At 66.3% G+C, this 19,349-nt stretch carries 17 protein-coding genes; 6 read left to right on the top strand and 11 right to left on the bottom strand.

Features of this window, described 5'->3' with window-relative positions:
- Together AC27VE_RS26250 and AC27VE_RS26245 are read right to left on the bottom strand one after the other, a co-directional pair.
- The coding region (locus tag AC27VE_RS26250; protein ID WP_488705415.1) for a peptidylprolyl isomerase at nucleotides 1–996 on the bottom strand (996 nt) is incomplete at its 3' end.
- Entirely contained in the window at nucleotides 993–3,398 is a 2,406-nt protein-coding gene (locus AC27VE_RS26245) for an LPS-assembly protein LptD (protein ID WP_488705416.1), read from the bottom strand. The genes AC27VE_RS26245 and AC27VE_RS26250, both read right to left, overlap by 4 nt.
- Before the next feature lie 169 nt (nucleotides 3,399–3,567).
- Between AC27VE_RS26245 and AC27VE_RS26240 the strand changes: the two genes are divergently transcribed.
- The 6 genes from AC27VE_RS26240 to AC27VE_RS26215 all read left to right on the top strand — a co-directional run bounded on the left by AC27VE_RS26240 (nucleotide 3,568) and on the right by AC27VE_RS26215 (nucleotide 8,576).
- A complete protein-coding gene (locus tag AC27VE_RS26240) occupies nucleotides 3,568–4,608 on the top strand; it encodes an aminoglycoside phosphotransferase family protein (protein ID WP_488705414.1) in 1,041 nt (346 codons plus the stop codon).
- Nucleotides 4,608–5,294 carry an N-acetylmuramate alpha-1-phosphate uridylyltransferase MurU gene (murU, locus tag AC27VE_RS26235; protein ID WP_488705413.1) on the top strand — a complete coding sequence of 229 codons (687 nt, stop codon included), beginning with the start codon at nucleotides 4,608–4,610 and terminating at the stop codon, nucleotides 5,292–5,294. The genes AC27VE_RS26240 and murU overlap by 1 nt, the downstream gene beginning before the upstream one ends.
- A gap of 146 nt (nucleotides 5,295–5,440) precedes the next feature.
- On the top strand, nucleotides 5,441–6,139 hold the full coding sequence (locus tag AC27VE_RS26230) for a DUF6776 family protein (protein ID WP_488705412.1): 699 nt from the start codon (nucleotides 5,441–5,443) through the stop codon (nucleotides 6,137–6,139).
- A 126-nt stretch (nucleotides 6,140–6,265) separates the two neighbouring features.
- Entirely contained in the window at nucleotides 6,266–7,891 is a 1,626-nt protein-coding gene (locus AC27VE_RS26225; protein ID WP_488705411.1) for an FAD-dependent monooxygenase, read from the top strand.
- The gene (locus AC27VE_RS26220) at nucleotides 7,888–8,115 is read left to right on the top strand and encodes a hypothetical protein (RefSeq protein WP_315138107.1); all 228 of its coding nucleotides are present in this window, start codon (nucleotides 7,888–7,890) and stop codon (nucleotides 8,113–8,115) included. Before AC27VE_RS26225 ends, AC27VE_RS26220 begins: the two co-directional genes overlap by 4 nt.
- Nucleotides 8,112–8,576 (top strand): MarR family winged helix-turn-helix transcriptional regulator, encoded by a 465-nt coding sequence (locus AC27VE_RS26215; RefSeq protein WP_088587666.1) that lies wholly within the window; start codon nucleotides 8,112–8,114, stop codon nucleotides 8,574–8,576. Before AC27VE_RS26220 ends, AC27VE_RS26215 begins: the two co-directional genes overlap by 4 nt.
- Here AC27VE_RS26215 and AC27VE_RS26210 read toward each other — a convergent pair.
- From AC27VE_RS26210 to AC27VE_RS26170, 9 genes are all read right to left on the bottom strand, one after another.
- Entirely contained in the window at nucleotides 8,573–8,899 is a 327-nt protein-coding gene (locus AC27VE_RS26210; protein WP_006226318.1) for a 4a-hydroxytetrahydrobiopterin dehydratase, read from the bottom strand. The genes AC27VE_RS26215 and AC27VE_RS26210 overlap by 4 nt on opposite strands.
- An 8-nt stretch (nucleotides 8,900–8,907) precedes the next feature.
- Entirely contained in the window at nucleotides 8,908–9,555 is a 648-nt protein-coding gene (locus tag AC27VE_RS26205) for a YiaD family glycine zipper/OmpA-like lipoprotein (RefSeq protein ID WP_035213772.1), read from the bottom strand.
- Nucleotides 9,556–9,690: 135 nt separating this feature from the next.
- On the bottom strand, nucleotides 9,691–10,356 hold the full coding sequence (locus tag AC27VE_RS26200; protein WP_427959137.1) for an HAD family hydrolase: 666 nt from the start codon (nucleotides 10,354–10,356) through the stop codon (nucleotides 9,691–9,693).
- Between the two features lie 101 nt (nucleotides 10,357–10,457).
- Entirely contained in the window at nucleotides 10,458–12,902 is a 2,445-nt protein-coding gene (locus AC27VE_RS26195) for a TonB-dependent siderophore receptor (protein WP_488705410.1), read from the bottom strand.
- Between the two features lie 112 nt (nucleotides 12,903–13,014).
- Entirely contained in the window at nucleotides 13,015–14,016 is a 1,002-nt protein-coding gene (locus tag AC27VE_RS26190) for a FecR domain-containing protein (protein WP_488705409.1), read from the bottom strand.
- Nucleotides 14,003–14,518 carry a sigma-70 family RNA polymerase sigma factor gene (locus AC27VE_RS26185; protein WP_085946966.1) on the bottom strand — a complete coding sequence of 172 codons (516 nt, stop codon included), beginning with the start codon at nucleotides 14,516–14,518 and terminating at the stop codon, nucleotides 14,003–14,005. The genes AC27VE_RS26190 and AC27VE_RS26185 overlap by 14 nt, the downstream gene beginning before the upstream one ends.
- Nucleotides 14,519–14,602: 84 nt before the next feature.
- Nucleotides 14,603–15,286, bottom strand: coding sequence for a ligase-associated DNA damage response endonuclease PdeM (pdeM, locus tag AC27VE_RS26180; protein ID WP_488705408.1), 684 nt, complete (start codon nucleotides 15,284–15,286; stop codon nucleotides 14,603–14,605).
- Nucleotides 15,270–17,732, bottom strand: coding sequence for a ligase-associated DNA damage response DEXH box helicase (locus tag AC27VE_RS26175; protein WP_488705407.1), 2,463 nt, complete (start codon nucleotides 17,730–17,732; stop codon nucleotides 15,270–15,272). The genes pdeM and AC27VE_RS26175 overlap by 17 nt, the downstream gene beginning before the upstream one ends.
- Nucleotides 17,729–19,333, bottom strand: coding sequence for an ATP-dependent DNA ligase (locus tag AC27VE_RS26170; RefSeq protein WP_488705406.1), 1,605 nt, complete (start codon nucleotides 19,331–19,333; stop codon nucleotides 17,729–17,731). Before AC27VE_RS26170 ends, AC27VE_RS26175 begins: the two co-directional genes overlap by 4 nt.
- Between the last annotated feature and the right edge of the window lie 16 nt (nucleotides 19,334–19,349).

Below are 19,349 nucleotides of genomic sequence, written 5' to 3'. Positions count from 1 at the left end.
GCGGTCCATCACCTTGATGATGTGGAAACCGTTGCCGCTCTGGATCAGGTTCGTCACCTCGCCCTTCTGCAGATTGCTGATGGCCTTGACGAACAGGTCGGGCCAGCCGTCCAACGGACGCACTCCCATGACGCCGCCTTGCAAGGCTTCGGGGCCGTCCGAGGCCGCCGCCGCCAGGCTGGCGAAATCATCGCCGCGCTTGGCGCGCGCCAGGATGCCTTCGGCCTTCTTGCGCAACGCGGCAAGCTGTTCGGACGACGAGCCTTCCGGCACGCGGACCAGGATCTGCGCCAAGGCGTAAAGCATCGGGCCGGAAGGTGCCGCAGCCTGTTCGGGCGCGGGTTCCGGTTGAGCCTGCGGCTGCGGCTGGGCTTGCGGTGCCGCGCCAAACGCCGGATTGCGGCGCTGGTCCTTCAGGAAGGCATCGACTTCGGTATCGGAGATGACGATGGTGGAATCCACCGCGCGCTGGCGCAGGCGATCCGTACGGATCTCATCGCGCAGCGACTTGCGGTAGGCATCCCACGTCGTGCCCGATTTTTCAATTTCGCCGCGCAGTTGCGCCACGCTGATCTTGTTGCGCCCGGCGATGGTCTGGATCGCCTGATCGACCTGGGCTTCATCCACGCGGATGCCAAGGCGATCAGCTTCATGGCGCTGCACGCGCTCCATGATCAAGCGCTGCAAGACCTGGTGCTGCAAGGTCTGGTCGTCGGGCACCTGGATGCCCCGCGACTTCAGTTCACCGGAAATGCGAAGCGAAGCATCGCGCAATTCGCGCAACGTGATCACATCCTTGTCGACCACGGCCGCGATGCCATCGACGAACTGCTCGCCCTTCGCTGCGGGAGCCGCAGCCTGCGGAGCGGCCTTGGCGCCATTGCTTGCGGCCCGGCCAGTCTGCTCGGCCGCATGCGCGGCGGGCAGGCCGGCGCAAAGGGCCAGCAACAGCGCGCTGCCGGACAGGCGGCGCAAAGAGTGCAACCTACGCATCATTCATACCTTTCAAATGTGGTCCCAGCCGGCACGGGCGGTGTAATGCTGGTGTAGCCGGGGATACTTCTGTTCAGCAGGTTCATCGGATCGGTTCCCAGGGAACCCAGGCCCGTCAGCTCAAGCTGGAAGAACACTGCGGAGTTGGCGTCCGTAGCCGATACGGCATAGCGCTGGTAGACCACGCGGCCCACCCAGCAGCAATCGCCTTTGTACTCCAGACCCGCAATAGCCTGCGTCACGCGAGGCGATTCCGTGGTGTTGGCCACCGTGCTGGACGGCCCGGAGCGCAGGGAATAATCCACCCGACCAACGCCGTACCAGCGCTTGGTGAAGGGCCATTGCAGCGCGAGGCTGACCTGATTCTGGCCCTGCGGCTGGTACGAAACCCCGGTCTGCGGGTCGCGCTGATAACGGTAGGACACGGCCACCGTCGTCAGGCGCTGCGGCGACCAGCGCGCGCTGATCAACCCGCGCGACCACTGGTTTTCATACGGGTTGTACTGGGCCGCCACGTCAGTGCTGAGCGTGTCGGTCAGTGCGGCGCTGGCGCCCACGAGGAAGTCGGAGCGCACGTTTTCACGCGGCGTTTCGCCCGGAAGCGTGACCTGTTGGTCTTCGAAATACAGTCGTTGCGCCACGGCCAGCGACATGCGCTCGAAGCCGGTGTTGGCGTCCAGCCAACGCGTCGTCAGCGCTGCAGTCAGCTGGTTGGCGTTGGAAATACGGTCCCAGCCGCCCGTGTAGATGTTCTCTTCAAAAGCCTGCGAGAAACTGAAATCCGCCAGCGACGTATCGTAGACCGGCAGCTTGGACTGATCCCGGTACGGAACGCGCAGGTAGTACAGGCGCGGTTCCAGGGTCTGCGTGGACGCCTTGCCGAACAATGTGGTGTCGCGTTCGAAGATCATGCCAGCATCCAGGGACATGATCGGCACGGTGCGCGATTGCGTCGACGGATAGCCGGAAGACGTGCCGGCGCTGGATGTGCCCGAATTCAGGCCCAACCAGTCTCTGCCATACCAATTGGTCTGGTACTGGGTGTAGTTCACGCCCGCCTTCGGGATGACGAACCAGCCCGGCCGCACGATCGGATAGGACACCGTCGGATAGGACTGCAGGCGATCGCCCTCGGGGCCGCTGCGCCTGCCGGCCACGGTGGGAATCTGGAAGCGGACCGCGGTCGACGTCCAGTCCACGTCAAAGCCGCCCCAGTCATATCGGGCGCCGCGCAGGTAGAGCTCGGGCACCTTGTCGTACGGCGGCACCAGTGGCGCGTCCGGATCTTGCAGGGTCTGGTACTTGTAGACCTGCGCGTACGTGCTCCAGTACGTCGAGGACCAGCCCACCCGCGCACGCTGCGGCAGATAGGTGGTGGACGCCTGGTTCAAACCCAATTGGGAAATATCCCGGAAATAGTTATCGTCCGAAACCTTCGCGATATCCCAGTCCGCATAGAAACCATGCGAGAACGTCTGCTGATGGCGCCACCAGTACATCCAGCGGTCTTCGCTGGTGATGTTGTCATTCGGCAGATAAGTACCGTCCAGCGTGCCGGCATAGCTCGCGCCCAGGTAACGGAATTCGCCGCCAAGTTGCATGCCACGCTTGGAAAAATAGCGTGGCTGAATGGTCGCGTCGTAGTTGGGCGCCAGGTTCAGGTAGTACGGCAGCGAGAAATCGAAACCGCCTTGGCTGGTCGTACCGTAGGTCGGCATCAGGAAGCCGGACTTGCGTTCCTTCTTGACCGGAAAGGTCATGTAGGGCGACGCCAGGATCGGCACATCCTTGAAATACAGCACGCCATTGCGCGCCACGCCTTCGTTCTCGTCGAAGTCGATGTCGACCGTGTTGGCCTTGATGTACCAGGACGGCGTCTCGCACGAGCAGCCGCTGTACGTGACGGTATGCAGCCGCATCTGCGACTTGCTGAAGATGTCTGCGTGCTCGGCCACGGCAAACCCGCCGGTGGCCCCCATCCAGAAGTTGGGCTTTTCAACTTCGCCGGAATACTTGTCGACGTTGAACTTGGCGTTCGGACCGGTCACCAGCGTGCCGTCGCGCATCATGCGCGCGCTGCCCTGCACGTCGACTTCGCCCGTATCCTTGCGGTAATTGATGCGGTCGCCCTTGATGATGCCGTCGATGCGGCGCACTTGCGCGCTACCGGTCAAGGTCAGGTCGGAATCAGGATCGCCCTCGATGCTGTCCGCTTCCATGTAGGCGGGAATGCTGCCATCGGGCAAGCGATGCACCCGCAAACCGGGGGACGTGCGCAGCACAGGGGCCGCGGGCGACGCGGTAGCGGATGATGCGGCGGAAGCCGGACCCTGGCTACCCTGGGCCTGAACGGCCCCGGCGGCGACGCTGACAGCAGAGAGGATCAACCACCGAACCTTGCGCACGAGTGAAAACAGCCCTTTTTTGACGATGGGGGAACCTGGCACGGGCGCCACGGAAGGGCCAATGCGAACGGAAACGAGCCGGTATTATAGAGAAGCCGCGCCATACGCCCAGCCTTATGTGCGCCGAACGCAAATTTCAGCAATATTGCCTTTCTGACACGGATCTTCCTTGAAAAACGATCACGACCCCCGCCTGGCACAGATCCGCAACTGGCTGGAAAGCCTGCCCGCCGACCTGCATCTGGCCGTGGACACGCTGCGCCCGGCCTCTGCCGACGCCAGTTTCCGCCGGTATTTCAGGCTGGACGCCGGTAAGCGCACCCTGATTGTCATGGACGCGCCCCCGACCCATGAAGACTGCCGCCCTTTCCTACACGTGGGGCAATTGCTGGCCGACGCCGGCCTGAACGTGCCCAAAGTGCTGGCTCAAGACCTGGACCTGGGCCTGCTGCTGCTCTCCGACCTGGGCGAACAGACCTATTACCAGCGCATCCAGGACGGCCTGTCCGACAGCCAGCTCCAGACGCTCTACCGCGAGGCGCTGGCCGCCCTGGTCCAGCTGCAGAAGGCGTCCACCGCCGGACTGGCGTCCTATGACTCGGCCCGCCTGGCCGACGAGCTCAAGCTGTTTCCCGAGTGGTACGTGCAAAAGCACCACGGCGTGACGCTGGACGACAAGACGGCGAATGCCCTGGAAAAGATCTTCGCGCTGCTGTCGGCCAGCAATGGCGGCCAGGCGCAAGTGCTGGTGCACCGCGACTTCCATTCGCCCAACCTCATGGTCTGCGATCAGGCGCAATACGGCCCCAACCCGGGCATCATCGACTTCCAGGACGCCCTGGCCGGCCCGATCACCTATGACCTCGCGTCCCTGGTGACCGACGCCCGCACCACGTGGGAAGAGCCGCAGCAGCTGGACTGGGCCATCCGCTATTGGGAAATGGCGCGCGCCGCCGGGTTGCCGGTAGAGGCCGATTTCGCCGATTTCCACCGCGCCTACGAATGGATGGGCCTGCAGCGCAACCTGCGCATCCTGGGCGTGTTCGCACGCCTGAACCACCGCGACGGCAAGGCGCACTACCTGGCCCACATGCCGCGCGTGAACGGCTACGTACGCCAGGTCGTCCAGCGCTATGGCGTCTTCACCCCCCTGCTGCGCCTGCTGGACAAGCTGGACGACCGCCAGGTCAGCGTCGGGTACACGTTCTGATGCAAGCCATGATTCTTGCCGCGGGCCGCGGCGAACGCATGCGCCCGCTGACCGACAAGCTTCCCAAGCCCCTGCTGGCGGTCGGCGGCAAGCCTCTGATCGTCTGGCACCTGGAGCGCCTGGCTGCGGCCGGCATCCGCGACGTCGTCATCAACCACGCCTGGCTCGGCCACGAGATCGAGCGCGCGTTGGGCGATGGCGGCGCCTTCGGCGTGCGGATCCGCTATTCGGCGGAAGGCACCGCGCTGGAGACGGCCGGCGGCATCGCCCAGGCGCTTCCACTGCTGGGAGACGCGCCCTTTCTGGTGATGAACGGGGACGTCTGGTGCGACTGGGACTCCGCGGCGGCCCCTGGCCTGGCCGCCAGCCTGCCCGACGGCGGAGCCTGGCTGCTGATGGTGGACAACCCCGCCCAGCACCCCAACGGCGATTTCCGGCTGGCGCCCGACGGCAGCCTGCACGCCCAGGGGGAACCGCGTTTGACCTATGCAGGCATCGCCGTCTACCATCCCTCGTTGTTCGCGGATGTCCCGCGCGGCACGGCCATGCCCATGCTGCCCCTTTTTCGGCAGGCCATGGCCCAGGGCCTGGCGCGCGGCGCTCACCATACCGGCCGATGGACTGATGTCGGCACCCCTGAACGGCTTGCCGACCTGGACGCCGAGCTCCACGCAGCGGCGCGTTGACGCTCACATATTTCACAATATCAAGGTGCGCAACCAGGATTTTCCGCGCACCCATCGCCCCCGGCTAACGGGGTATTCTCTGACGCTTTGGCACGCGCGGGCACCGCGCGGACGAGCAACACACAGGAAGTTTTCTAGGAATGGGGATGTTTGGAAGATCGCAACGGGCCGTGTTCAAGCCCTCCGTATACCAACCCGGTCAACGCACGCGACGCCTGCCGCGCTGGCTCGTCCTGCTGCTTGTGGGCATTGCCCTGGGTGCTGGCGGCGTGCTCTTCCTGCAAACCAACTATGGCCCGCAACGCCTGACGGTGGAGCAGTCCGAGTCGCTGCATAGCGAACTGAGCGCGTCCAACCTGGAACGCCAGCGCCTGCAGACGCAACTGGACGAAGCCACCCAGCAGCGCGACGCCAACAAGTCGGGCCACGAAAAGCTGACCTCCGATCTGGCAGACGCGCGCAGCAAGATCGAAACCATGAACAAGGAACTGGTGCTGTTCCAGGACGCCATGCCGCCCGATCCGCGCGGCGGTAACCTGGGCATCCGCTCGGCCACCTTCAAGCGCGCCCCCGGCCAGCTGGACTACCAGGTGCTGGTCATGCGCGAAGAGCGCACCGGCGCCCCCTTCAAGGGCACGCTCACGTTCTCCATCGACGGCAGCTACCCCAACGGCCGCGCCGCCACCGTCACGCCGGAAGGCCCGGCGCTGAACGTGGACCGTTACGACTACGCACTGGGTCAGTTGAAACTGCCCGACGGCTTTACCCCCAAGGTGGTGGTGCTGCGCGTGATGGACGGCGCCCAGAAGCAGCAGGCGATGCGCATCTATTACGTGCGCAACTGACGCCCACGGCATCGCCCGCGAAGACCCGCCCTGATCCGGCGGGTTTTTTTTCGCCCTGCGCAAGTAGTTGCGTGCACAACCTTTTCGGGAATATAGTTGCGCACACAACTACATATCGGAGACAAGATGCCGCTCCCCTCGCACGTTCCCGTCCTGATCGCCGGCGGAGGCCCCGTGGGCCTCACGCTTGCCGCCCTGCTGGCCGAATACGGCATCGCCTCGCTCACCGTGGAAGCCGACGATGATTACTGCGCCGGCAGCCGCGCCATCTGCATTTCGCGCCGGTCCCAGGAAATCCTGAGCTGGGCCGGCGCCGACCAGCCCTTGATGGCAACCGGGCTGCCCTGGACCGGCGGGCGCAGTTACTTCCGCGATCGGGAAGTCCTGCACTTCGAAATGCCGCATGACCCGTTGCAGCGCTATGCGCCGATGGTGAACATCCAGCAGTACTCGATCGAGGAATACGCCCATCAGGCCATGCAGCGCCATCCCGGACAGGCCGCGCTGCAATGGTCGGCCCGGGTGGCCGGATTGCAGGCGGATGCGGACGGCGTCACGGTCGAGGTGGATGCTGGCGGCCAGCGCCAGACCGTGCGCGCCGACTGGTTGATCGCCTGCGACGGCGGACGCAGCACCGTGCGCGAAGCAATGGGCCTGAAACTGGAAGGCATGCAGTACGAAGGCCGCTACGTCATCGTCGACATCGAGCAAGCCTCCAGCCGCCCCGTCGAGCGCCTGGCCTGGTTCGATCCCCCTTCCAACCCAGGGTCGACGCTGCTGATGCATCGGCAGCCTGGCAACGTATGGCGCGTGGACTATCAGATCCGCGACGACGAAGACCCCGACGAAGCCGTCAAGCCCGAGAACGTGCTGCCGCGCGTGCAAAGCCATCTGGACATGATCGGCGAGACCGCCCCCTGGAAGCCGCTGTGGATCTCCATCTACAACGCCAAGTGCCTGACGCTGGACCAGTATCGGCATGGCCGCGTGCTGTTCGCCGGTGACGCTGGCCACCTGGTGCCGATCTTCGGCGTGCGGGGCCTGAATTCCGGCCTGGACGACGCGGGCAACCTGGCCTGGAAACTCGCCTGGGTGCTGAAGAGCCAAGCGCCGGCCAAGCTACTGGACAGCTACAGTGTCGAACGCGTCCACGCCACCCGACAGAACCTGGCCTACGGCGCGAAGAGCACCGAATTCATGGCGCCGCCGGATTTCGGTTTTCGCCTGATGCGCGAGGCCGCGTTGCGGCTGGCGTTGGTGGACGACAACGTGCGCTCCTTGATCAACCCGCGCCAATCCGCGCCCATTTCCTACGACACCTCGCCCCTGAATCTGGCGGACGGCGCGCCTACGGCCGGCCCCGCCGCCGCGCCCGGCCAGCCCGCGCCCGACGCGCTGCTGCAGGACGGCGATGCGCCGCGCTACCTGAGCGAATGCTTTGGCCGCGGCTTCGTGGCGCTGGCGGTCTCGCTCGCCACGCCCCTGTCGGCGGAACTGGATGCGCTGGCTGCGGCAACGCAAGGCTTGCCGCATCCCCTGCAGGTCGTGAGTGTGGGCGCCGGCGGCTGGCACGATGCGCATGACCAATTGCGGCAACGCTATGGCGCGGCTGACGGCATGGTCTACCTGCTGCGCCCCGATGGCTATGTGCTGGGCCGCTGGACCGCCCCCGACGCAGCGACCCTGCGCACCGCCCTCATTCCCTACTATCCCTCGATCGCCCTGCCCGCCAAGAAGGAAGCCCAAGCATGAACCACGAAGAACTGGACCAGGTCTATACCGGCATGGCGCAGGCGCTGACCCGCGTGGGCGAATCGAACGCGCCGCTGTTCCTGTCGATACTCGGTTTGTCGTTGCTGAGCCGGCAACCGGATGCAGCGTCCGCGCTGGCATTGCTGGCACAGGCGGAAAGCGCCTGCCGGGGCGATGACGCTGTGGCAAACTATCCCGCCGCCACTCCTGCCCGCCCGACGTGAAAACGCCTGCCCTGGAACGATTCCTGACCTATCGCCTGCACGTGCTCAACAAGATCACGGACCGGGATACGAATCGCGCCTACCTGTCAGACTGCGGCATTCCGTTAGGCGAAGCGCGCTGCCTGGCGGCGATCGGCCGCTACGCGCCGCTCTCCGTCAACGACCTGGCCCGGTCGGCCAACCTGAACAAGGGTCAGGCCAGCCGATCGGCCCAGGCGCTGGTTGAACGCGGACTGGTCGAAAAAGCCCTGTCGGCCGCCGACGGACGCGGCGTGGTGCTGACGCCGACCGACGCAGGCGTGGCGCAGTACCAGCGCATCATCGCGCTGATCGCGCAACGCAATGACGAGATCTTCGCTTGCCTGGATGCCGACGAACAACGCGTCCTGGGCGACATGCTGGATCGCCTGATCGACCATCTGCAAGCGCGCGAAGACGGCGAACCTGGCGAAGGCGCCTAAGCGCCTGCCTTCGGCGCCGTCGCGCCCATCTGCGCGGCGGCCTCGTCCATGAACTGCGCCATGCGCACATCCAGTTCGGTCACGCCGCCGGCGTCATGCGTGGTCAGCGTCACGTCCACCCGGTTGTAGACGTTGGTCCACTCCGGGTGGTGGTTCAGCTTTTCCGCGAACATGGCCACCCGCGCCATGAAGCCGAACGCCGCGTTGAAATTCGGAAAGCGGAAGCGCTTCTCGATGGCATCGCGCGTGGCCACGGCCTGCCAGCCTGACAACGCGGCCACGGCGATATCGGTGCCGATACGGGCGGGAGGAAACATGCTCATGACAGACCTTATTGCTTGACCGCGTACAGGTAGATTTCCACGCGCCGGTTCAGCGCGCGCCCTTCGGCGGTCGCATTATCGCCGATGGGGTCGTTCGGACCGCGCCCTTCCACCGCCATGCGCCCGGCGGCCACGCCTTGCTTGGCCAGGTAGTCCGTCACGCTCTTGGCGCGGTTGACCGACAGCGTCTGGTTATGCGCAAGCGCGCCTGTGCTATCCGTATGGCCGACCACCTTGGTGCGCAGCTCCGGATGCTGGTTGAGCGAACGCGCCACGCTGTCGAGCACCGGCAGCAACGCGGGCTTCAACTGCGTCTTGTCCGTGTCGAACGACACGCCGCTGGGAATATTGACCTTCAGGCTGCCGTCGGGCATTTCCACGACATCGATCCCCAGGGACGACGCGCCGGACTGCTGCACGTCATCCTTGACGACCTTCCAGTTGTACCCGACCAGACCACCCGCCACCGCGCCGATGCCGGCGCCGATGGCCGCCCCCTTGCCGTGACCGATCAACGCGCCGATGCCGGCGCCGACCGCCGCGCCTGCACCCGTGCCCACGGCAGTGTTCGTCTGCTGCTGCGTGGCGCACCCCGCCAGCAACGCACCCGCCGCCGCGACCACCGCGATCCGGTTGAATATTGTTCTTGAGTTCATGGCAACCTCCACTATCCCGTCGGTGCGCCGGATCATTCCGGCGTAAACCATGCTAGCAAGGGGAGGCGGCGCGACCGGCAACATTTTGTATTGGCGGACGGCCCCAAAAGGACCCCCACGGGACGCCCGAACGGGTCAGGCGGTACGGAACCGGGCCAGCCACGGCAGCGCCTCATCCAGGCGGGGGGATTCACGTTCCGGCGCGGGCGCCCCTTCGGGCAAGGACAACCCCACGCGGTTGTGCCAGTACGTGCGCAGGCCCACCTTGCTGGTGCCGAACAGGTCGTAACCCGAGCCGGCGACGAACGCGGCATCTTCCGGCCGCACCTGCAAGCGCGCCAACGCCAACGCGTACGGCCGGGGATCAGGCTTGTAGAAACCCGCCTCTTCGGACGTCACCACCACGTCCCAGTCCACGCCCAGCAGACTGGCTGCCTGGCGGCCCAGGCGGTCGGAACAGTTGGTAACCACACCCAGGCGGCAATGCGGGCGCAAGGCCTGCAGCAGCTCGCGCGCCCCATCCCACACGGGCAGCTCCACCCAATGCGCTTCCAGCGCCTGGGGCGCGCTGGCAGGAAGCCCCACCGCGGCAGCAGCCTCTTGCACCAATTGCTCATAGGGCTGATACGCACCGCAACCATAGGTGCGGCGCAGATAGTCAGCGCGCCAGGCGCGGCCCTGGGCTTCGCTGCCCGCCGCGCGATTCCAGACCGTCCAGGAATCCAGCAAGGCGGTCAGCAGGTCGAACAGCACCGCTTGCGGGTAGCCGGACGGGACAGGGGTATCGGTGGAATCGGACATGCGGCGCTCCTTGGATGGCAATGCGCCCACTATAAAGAGCCGGACGCCCGCTGTGATTTAGCGGGCGTTTACCCATCGTTAAGCCGGCCCTTAATGCCGGACTACCAGCGGTAGGTGGCGGTCGCCAGCACCGTACGCAGGTCGCCGTAGCGGCAGTCGCCCTGGCTGCAATTGCTCAGATAGGTCTTGTTGGTCAGGTTGCGCACATTCAGCGCCAGATTCCAGCGCTGCATCTGATAGCCGACCATCGCGTCGATCAGCGTGTAGCCCGGCAGCTTTTTCGATGCGGATTCCGCGTAGCCCTGGTTGGGTCCGGTGTAGCGCGCGCCGACGCCCACCTTGATGCCCGACCCGAAGCGGTAATCGGTCCACAGCGCAAACTGGTTGCGCGACACTGCCTGCATCTGCTTGCCCACTTCGCTGGGCGTGCTGCTGGCCGTCACATCGGCTTTGGGGGTATAGGTGTAGGCCGCCACCACATTCATCTGCGGCACGGGGCGGAACCCGGCTTCGAACTCCAGGCCGCGCACCTGCACTTCGCCCGTCTGCTTGGGCAGGAAATCCTCGGTATAGGTGATGTAGTTGCGGCGCCGCAGGTCGAACGCCGCGACGCTGTAGCGGCTGGTGCCGCCCGGCGGCTCGTAGCGCACGCCCACTTCGTACTGGCGCCCCGTCTCCGGCTTCATCGGACTGTTGGTGACGGGATCGATGGTGGCCGTCGGCGAGAACGACTCCGCATAGCTGAAGTACGGCGCAATACCGCTCGGATGCAGATACACCAGCCCGCCGCGGCCGCTGAAATTGTGTTCGTCGACCTTGGTCCGCGACCCGTCGATATTGCTGCTGACATCGGCGGAGGCCCGGTCATAACGACCGCCCAGGGTGGCGACCCAGTTGCCCCACTTGATCTGGTCCTGCAGATAGAAGCCAGTCTGCGCCAGACGGGTGGTGCCGTCGAACCAAGGGTCGGCGGGGTTCACGGGGCTGCCGTGCACCGGCGAATAGCCATCGATCGGTCCCACCGTGCCGTCGTTGTAGGTGGCCTGATAGTTGCGCGAATGCTGGTAGTCCAGCCCGGCCAGGAACGTGTGCTGCCAATCGCCCAGCCTCAACTTGGCTTGCGCCTGGTTGTCGATCGTGAAGAGCCGAGCGTTCTCGTTGCTGCCGAACGGATAACGGTCCAACAGGCGGAAGTTGGAGGGGTCGCTGGGATTGTCGGCGTCGACCGTCGCAAAGCCGCGCACATAGACCTGCCGATAGTCCACGCTGGTATAGCCGTAGCGCGCGTTCTGCCGCACCGTCCAAGTGTCGTTGAAACGGTGCTCCAGCATATACCCGACCATCCACTGTTCCTGGTTGAAGCGGTCAAAGCCCGGTTCGCCCACGTAGGTCTTCGGCGAGAACTTGCCGTTCGGGTTGGGCTGCAACGTGCCCGCTTCCGGGAAACTGCCATACGAACTGCCATCGCGTACGCGCAGATAGTGCGACAGCAGCGTCAACGTCGTGTCGCTGGACGGCTTGATGGTCAGCGCAGGCGCGATGTAGAAGCGGTCGTTCGGCAAGCCGCTGGCGGGCAGTTCGGCGTCGCGCGCCAGGCCGGTAATGCGGTAGAGCACTTTGCCCGCCTCGTCGACCGGCCCGGAAAAATCCGCCGCCACCTGGCGTCGCGCGTTGTTGCCGACCTGCACTTCCATCTCGTGCAACGGTTCCTCGGTGGGCCGCTTGCTGACCACGTTGATCATGCCGCCCGCCCCGTTCTGCCCATACAGCACCGACGTCGGCCCGCGCAGCACTTCGATGCGCTCGGCCCCGTAGACCTCGGTCTGCCAGACGGCCCAGCTGTTGTTGTTGCGCAGTTGCAAACCGTCCAGGTAGTAGCCGGGCGTCTGCGCGTCAAAGCCCCGGATGATCGTCCAGTCGAACCGGGAATCCGATCCCCACGGCGACGTGTTGATGCCCGGCGTATAGGACAGGCTTTCCTTCAGCCGGGACGCGCCGATCTCCTTGATGAAATCCGCGGATACCACCGAGATCGATTGCGGGGTCTCGAGGATAGTGCTGTCGGTCTTCGTGCCGGTGGCGCTGCGCTTGGCAAGATAGCCGTCGACCGGCCCCGCGGCCGATTCCGCACTGCCCGTCACCGTCACCGCGGGCAACGTGGTCGCGCCACGCGCGTCGGCCTCGGGCACCGGCGCAGGCCGCAGGGAATAGGCGCCGCTGGCCCCGCGCACGATGCGCAGGCCCTGCCCACGCAACAGTTCGGCAAAACCCTCCTTTACTCCGTAGCTGCCCGCCAGCCCCGCCGACGTCTTGCCCTGGATCAACGCCCCATCCACGGACAACTCCACGCCCGCCTCGCTGGCGTAGCGATTCAGCGTGCGGTCCAGCGGTCCGGCGGGGATATCGTAGCGGCGGGGAGATTCAGGGCTGGATGGCGGGTTCGCGGCTTGCGCCTGCGCGGCGGACACGGGCAGCAGCGAAGCCCCGGCCAGCATCAAGGCCACGGCGACGTGGCGGTTCAGTTCAAGGGTGCGGTGGCGTGCCATCGGCAGGTTCCTGGAAGTACGGACGATGAAGGTGCTTTTGACGTCTTCCGAACGAACCTGCGGAATCCTCAATGATTGGCAAAAATAAATTGCAACCGCGCTGCTTCGCCCGTTACGCGGGCTCCTTCGCGTGCACGGTCACCCAGTACGGCGTGCGGTAGCTCACGGTCAACGGCAGCCCCAGCATCAGGTTGCGCAAGGCGCGGTCGGTGTCCTGGACCGAAAACACGCCCGTCACCCGCCAATCGGCCACCGCGGCATCGCAACGCAGGAAACCGGCGCGGTAGCGGCCCAGTTCCTCCAGGAAATCCGCCACCCGCATGTTTTCCGCCACCAGCACGCCGCGCGACCACGCCGCGGCGCTCTCGCGCACGGCCACCGGCGGCTCCGCCCGCTGCGCGGAAAAAACCGTCCGCTGGCCGCTATTGACGCGGACTACACCGCTATCCGCCCCAACCGCGTCAGCGGGATACACATCGACCGCGCCATCGAAAACCGCCACATGGGACAGGTCCGCCTCTTGGCGCACCGTGAAGCGCGTGCCCAGCGCCTGCACCATGCCCTGGCGGCTCTGCACGCGGAACGGACGATGCGCAGGCGCTGTATCCGGCGCGGTGGTCACCAGGATCTCGCCCTGCCTGAGGATGACGCGGCGTTCGTCCGCATCGAATCGCACGTCGATCGCCGTGCGGGTGTTCAGCACCACGCGGGTGCCGTCGGGCAAGGACACTTCGCGGACCTCGCCGGTGCCGCTGCGATGATCCGCCAGCACGGCCTGCCAATCGCCGGACTCGCGCAGAGCCAGCGCCGCCCCGCCTGCCGCCACGGCCAGGCCCAAGGCCTGCAAGGCCCGGCGTCGCCCGCGCGACGGCGCTTCCAGCAAGGCTCGGCTGGCGCCGGGGGCCGCCGCCTTGCCCAGTTTGGCGTCCATGAGCTGCAGACGGGACCACGCACGTTCATGGTCGGGATGCGCCGCCCGCCACTGAGCACAGGCCGCCAGGTCCGCGTCCGACGCGGTGTCCGACCACAGCCGCGCCATCCACTCCGACGCACGTCGGACAATCGCGGGATCGATCGGGCCCGCGACTCCTGGCGTCGCGTCAGCCCGCGTCATCGTAGAGCGCTTGATAGCAAGCCAGCAGCGCGGCGGCCACATACTTCTCCACCGACGACACCGACACGTTCAAGCGTTCGGCGATATCGCGGTAGCTCAAGCCGTCTAGCTTGCACAGCAGCAATGCCATGCGCACTTTGGCGGGCAACTTGTGCAGGATGGTGTCGATCTCGACCAGCGCCTCCAGCACCAGTGCCCGCGCCTCTTCCGAGGGCGCCTGCGCCTCGGGCAGGCAAGCGACGGCGTCCAGATAGGCGGCTTCGATATTGCGGCGGCGGTACAGGTCGATCAGCAGGCCGTTGGCGATTTGGGTCAGGTATCGGCGCGACTGTTCCGGTTGCGGCGTCGTACCCGCCGCGATGATCCGCACGTAGGTGTCATGCGCCAGGTCGGCGGCGTCGAAGGCGTTGCCCAGCTTCTTGCGCAACCAACCGCGCAGCCAGCCGTGATGGTCGCCATAGAGCGTTTCGATAGCTTGGGCGGGAGCCCCGGGCGCGGACATGATGGGCAAACCTGGTTGTGGGAGACGAAAGGATCGGGGCCTTGCTGCGCCCAGGAATAAATGCGAATTATTCTTAATAATAATTTATTCGCGATTCGTTTCGCAAGACGCAAGGCGCCCCACTGCCAAAGCGCTCCCCTCCACGCAGGCCACCAGGGCGCTGCCGTCCCCGGCGCCGACCGCGTGCCCGCCCGTGAAATCGGAAAACGCGGGCAACACGGTGATCCCTTCCCGAAGCCAGAAAGCCGGCCAACTGCGGGGGACGCCGGGCACGCGAGTCTTGGGATGCACATGGCCCGCGATGACGTGCAGGCCATGCGGATCGGCGTGCGGCAGATGCCGGAACAGGAAGGGCCCGTCGGCCAAGGATTCGCCCAGTTGCCGCAGGTTCAGCGCAGCGCCGTCCAACGCGCGATCATGGTTGCCCGTCAGGGCCGCCACGTCCAGGTCCGCATGCTGCTTGCGCCATTGCGCCCAGGCATCCCGCCACCCCGCCTGGGCCATCGGGCCATGCAGCACATCGCCCACGATCCATAGGCTGCGCGCGGCAGTAGAGTCGATCAACCGGGTCAGGCGCAGCAGGTCATCCTGCGTCGCGCCCCGCGGGACGGCGATGCCGGCCTGGCGAAAGACATGGCTCTTGCCCAGATGCAGATCCGCGATGATCAAGCGCGACCGTGCCGGCCAGTACAGGGCGCGCGCGCCCAGCAACACCACCGGTTCGTTCGCCAGCTTGATGGGCAGGGCGTCGTCACCCGATCCGGGCATAGCGCTTCTCCAATTGCGCGGCGGCGCGCTTGACGCGGGCCTGCCAGGTTTCCGTGCTGAGCTGGCCGCGCAAGCTTTCCGTCCATAGCGGAAAGGACAACGGCGTCAACGCGCGGGGCGCGCGCAGCTCCAGCGACCGCGCCGCGCAGTCCTGCAACGCAGCCTGCAACCGCGGCGCCTCCAACTGGAATTCCAGGACTTCCCTTTCGGCTTGCGCCAACAACAGATGGTCCGGGTCGTAGCGGCGCAACACGTCGTACAGCAGGCCGCTGGAAGCTTGCACCTGGCGCAGGGAACGTGCCGCGCGGCCCGGCAGCGAAGGCGTCAACAGCCCCGCCACCCGGGCAATCTCGCGGAACTGGCGGCGCGCCAACTCTCCCAGGTTGACGCCATCGCGCAAGTCACCCGCCATCTGCTCGGGGCTAAGCAGTTCACGCAGCAGTGCGTCGTCAAGGTCCGCGGGTTCCGCCAGCGTCAGCATCAAGCCGTAATCGTTGACCGTGTATGAAAACGTGTTGGCCTGCCGCCGCCCCCACCGCAACGCGATCATGGCCGCCATGCCCTCATGGACGGCGCGTCCGGCGAACGGGAACAGGAACAGATGCAGGCCACGGCGCGTGGCGATGCGCTCGGCCAGCAGACGGCCCCGATCGGGTAGCGCGCTGGCCTCTCGCTGGATCCGCAACAGCGGTTCCATGGCGCGCATCTCCGCGTGCTTGCCAGGATGCGCAAACAGGCTTTCGACCTCGCGCGCCAACTGGGTCGACAACGGCATGCGTCCGCCTTGCCAGGTCGCCACCGGTCCGTTGCCGCCCTTGGCGCGGCGCACGTAGGCCGTCATGCCTTCCAGCCGCACCAGTTCCAGCGTCCGGCCGGCAAACTGGAAGTGGTCGCCGGGGCGCAGGCGCGCCAGGAAGCCCTCTTCCACCGAGCCCAGCACGCCGCCCCGTAAGTACTTCACCGAAACGGCGCCATCAGCGGTGATGGTGCCGATCGACAGCCGATGCCGCAGCGCGATGCGGCGATCATGGACGCGGTAGCAACCGTCGTCATCCTGCTGCACCCGGCGGAACTCGGGATAGTTCGACAAGGCGCGTCCACCTTGAACGATGAAATCCAGCACGGCCTGCCACGTGGCGACATCCAGGCCGGCGTAGGCATGCGTGCCGCGGACCTCCTCATAAAGCGCAGCGGCGTCGAAGCCCCCGCCCAGCGCAAGGGTGACGGCGTGCTGCGCCAAGACGTCCAGGCTGCCGCGCGGTGGCGGCCGCGACTCGATGGCGCCGCGCGCAATGGCCTGACGCGCTGCGGCGTATTCGATCAGTTCCAGCGCCTGCGCGGGGACGCAGATCACGTGGCCGGATTCACCCGGCCGATGTTTGGCGCGGCCGGCGCGCTGCAACAGCCGCGCGACGCCTTTGGGGCTGCCGATCTGCAATACCTGATCCACCGCGGGAAAATCCACGCCCAGATCCAGGCTGGACGTCGCGACCACGCAGCGCAAGCTGCCATCCCGCAAGCCTTGCTCAGCCTGCGTCCGAAGCTTGGGGTCCAACGAACCGTGATGCAGCGCCAGCGTGGACGGCGCTTCGGGCCAGATGGATTCCAGAGCGCGATGCCATAGCTCGGCCTGCGCGCGGGTATTGGTGAACAGCAGGCTGGCGCGGACGTCGAACAAGCGCTTGAACACGCGCGGCAACTGGGACAGCCCCAGATGCCCGGCCCACGGCAAGGCACGGCTGCGCTCAGGCAGCAACGTCGAGATCACGACCTTGCGCGGCGCCGCTCCCGCCACCAGCGGGCTATCCGGCGCATGAGGCAGCAACACGGCACGCGCCTCATCCAGGTTGCCCAACGTGGCCGACAGGCCCCACGTGCGCAACGCCGGTGACAAGCGGCGCAAACGCGCCAGGCATAGCTGCAGCAACACGCCGCGCTTGTTCCCCAGCAATTCGTGCCATTCGTCGACCACCACGCAGCGCAGCGCGCGAAAGCGCGACGACGCATCCGCGTAGGACAGCAACAACGCCAGCGATTCGGGCGTGATCACCAGCACGTCCGCCTTGCCCTGGCGCGCCAGGCGCTTGTCGCGTGCGCTGGCGTCGCCGGTGCGTAGCGCAACCGTCCAGTCCACCTCCAGCGCTTGCGCCGCCTGGGCCAACGCCCGCGTGGTATCGGCCGCCAGCGCGCGCAGCGGTGTGACCCACAGCACCCGGGGCCCCGCGCCTGCCGCGCCGTGCGCGGTGGCCGGATCGGCCAGGGCCTCTAGCAACGGCCCGCCGAACGCGGCCAGCGTCTTGCCACTGCCGGTCGGTGTGTGCAGCAGCCCCGATTGGCCATCCAGATAACGGCGCCAGGTCTCGCGCTGGAACGGCGCCGGCTTCCAGCCCTGCGCCTGGAACCAGGCCGACAGCGGCGCATCCCAACCCCGCCGCGCTGCCGTCATCGTGCCAGCGCCTTCAAGGTATCCAACTGGTCGGCCTCGGCTGCCGGCTTGTCGTGCCGCCAGCGCAAGATGCGCGGAAAGCGTACCGCCACACCGGACTTATGGCGCTTGGACAGATTGACGCCCTCGAATCCCAGTTCAAAGACCTGGACAGGTTCTACCGAGCGCACCGGACCAAAGCGTTCGCGCGTGTGCGCGCGCAACCAGCGGTCCAGCGCCAGGATCTCTTTATCGTCCAGACCTGAATACGCCTTGGCAATGGGCACCAGCGTGTCGCCCTGCCACAAGCCGAACGTGTAGTCGGTGTAAAGCGTGCTGCGGCGGCCATGGCCAGACTGCGCATACAGCAGCACGGCGTCGATCGTCAGCGGATCGATCTTCCATTTCCACCAGTCGCCGCGCCGCCGACCGCTCTGGTAGACCGCACTGCTGCGCTTGAGCATAAAGCCTTCCACGCCGCGTTCGCGGGCCTCTTCGCGCAATGAGGCGGCGGCGTCCCAACTGTCCGGCGCCACCAAAGGCGACAGCCCCAGGCGCGCATCCGGGTGACGGCGCAGCAGCGCCTCCAGCTGCCGGCGGCGCTCGGCCTGCGGCAGTTCGCGCAAGTCGGCGCCATCAAGCTCCAGCAGGTCGTAGGCCAACATTCGAACAGGCGCGTCGGCCAGCCACTTGGGACCCGGCTTGAGCCGTTGGATGCGCGTCTGCAAGGCAGAGAACGGCATGGGCTGCGTCGCGTCTTCCTGCCACGCGAGCAGTTCGCCATCCAGCACACAATCCACGTCCAGCGCCGAGGCCGCCGCCTCGACTTCCGGAAAGCGGCCGTCCAGCCGCTCTTCGCCCCGCGACCACAACGCCACCTCGCCATGGCGGCGGATCAGCTGGGCGCGGATGCCGTCCCATTTCCATTCCAGCAGCCAGTCCTGGATGGGGCCAAGCGCAGACGGCGAACCCTCCAGCGGCGACGCCAAAAAGAACGGGTACGGCTGTTGGCGGTCGCCGGGCAGGTCTTCGGCGCTGAGCAAGTCGCGCAAAAAGGCGGGGCTGGGTTCCCAGGTGCCCAACATCCGCTGGGCGATGCGCGCGATCGGCACGCCCGACATCTCGGCCAGCGCCTGCTGCACCATGCGTTGGGACACACCCACGCGCAGCGCGCCCGTCAGCAGCTTGTTGAAGACCAGACGTTCCTCGAACGGCAGGCCGAGCCAGGCGGAGACGATGACGTCGCGCCGCTCGACCTCGTCGCGGTTGGCGACAGGCAGCAACACCTCTTCGATCCAATCCGCCAAGCCGCGCTCCGGCGCCGGATGAGCGGGATCGGGCATCAGCAACGCCAGCGTTTCGGCCAGGTCGCCGACCTGGTCATAGCTCGCGTCGACGAGCCACGGCGCCGTACCTGAAGCTGCCGCGGTCCACGCGCGCAATTCGGCCACGCCCGCAATCTTGCGGCGTGCGCTGGTGATCTTTCCGCCCGCTAGCAGGTACAGCGCCCAGGCGGCATCGCGCGGCGGCGCATCCCCGAAATACGCGGCCAGCGCCGCCCGCTTGTCCAACGTGGCGGTACTGCGGTCCAGCTCCTGGTACAGCGCTGCGAATCGCTTCATGCCCGGGTACGCCTCC

The sequence above is a fragment of the Achromobacter sp. 18P8.1.1 genome, assembly GCF_057799415.1.
Note: the sequence above shows the minus strand (reverse complement) of the source record. Positions and strands in the feature narration are given on the sequence as shown.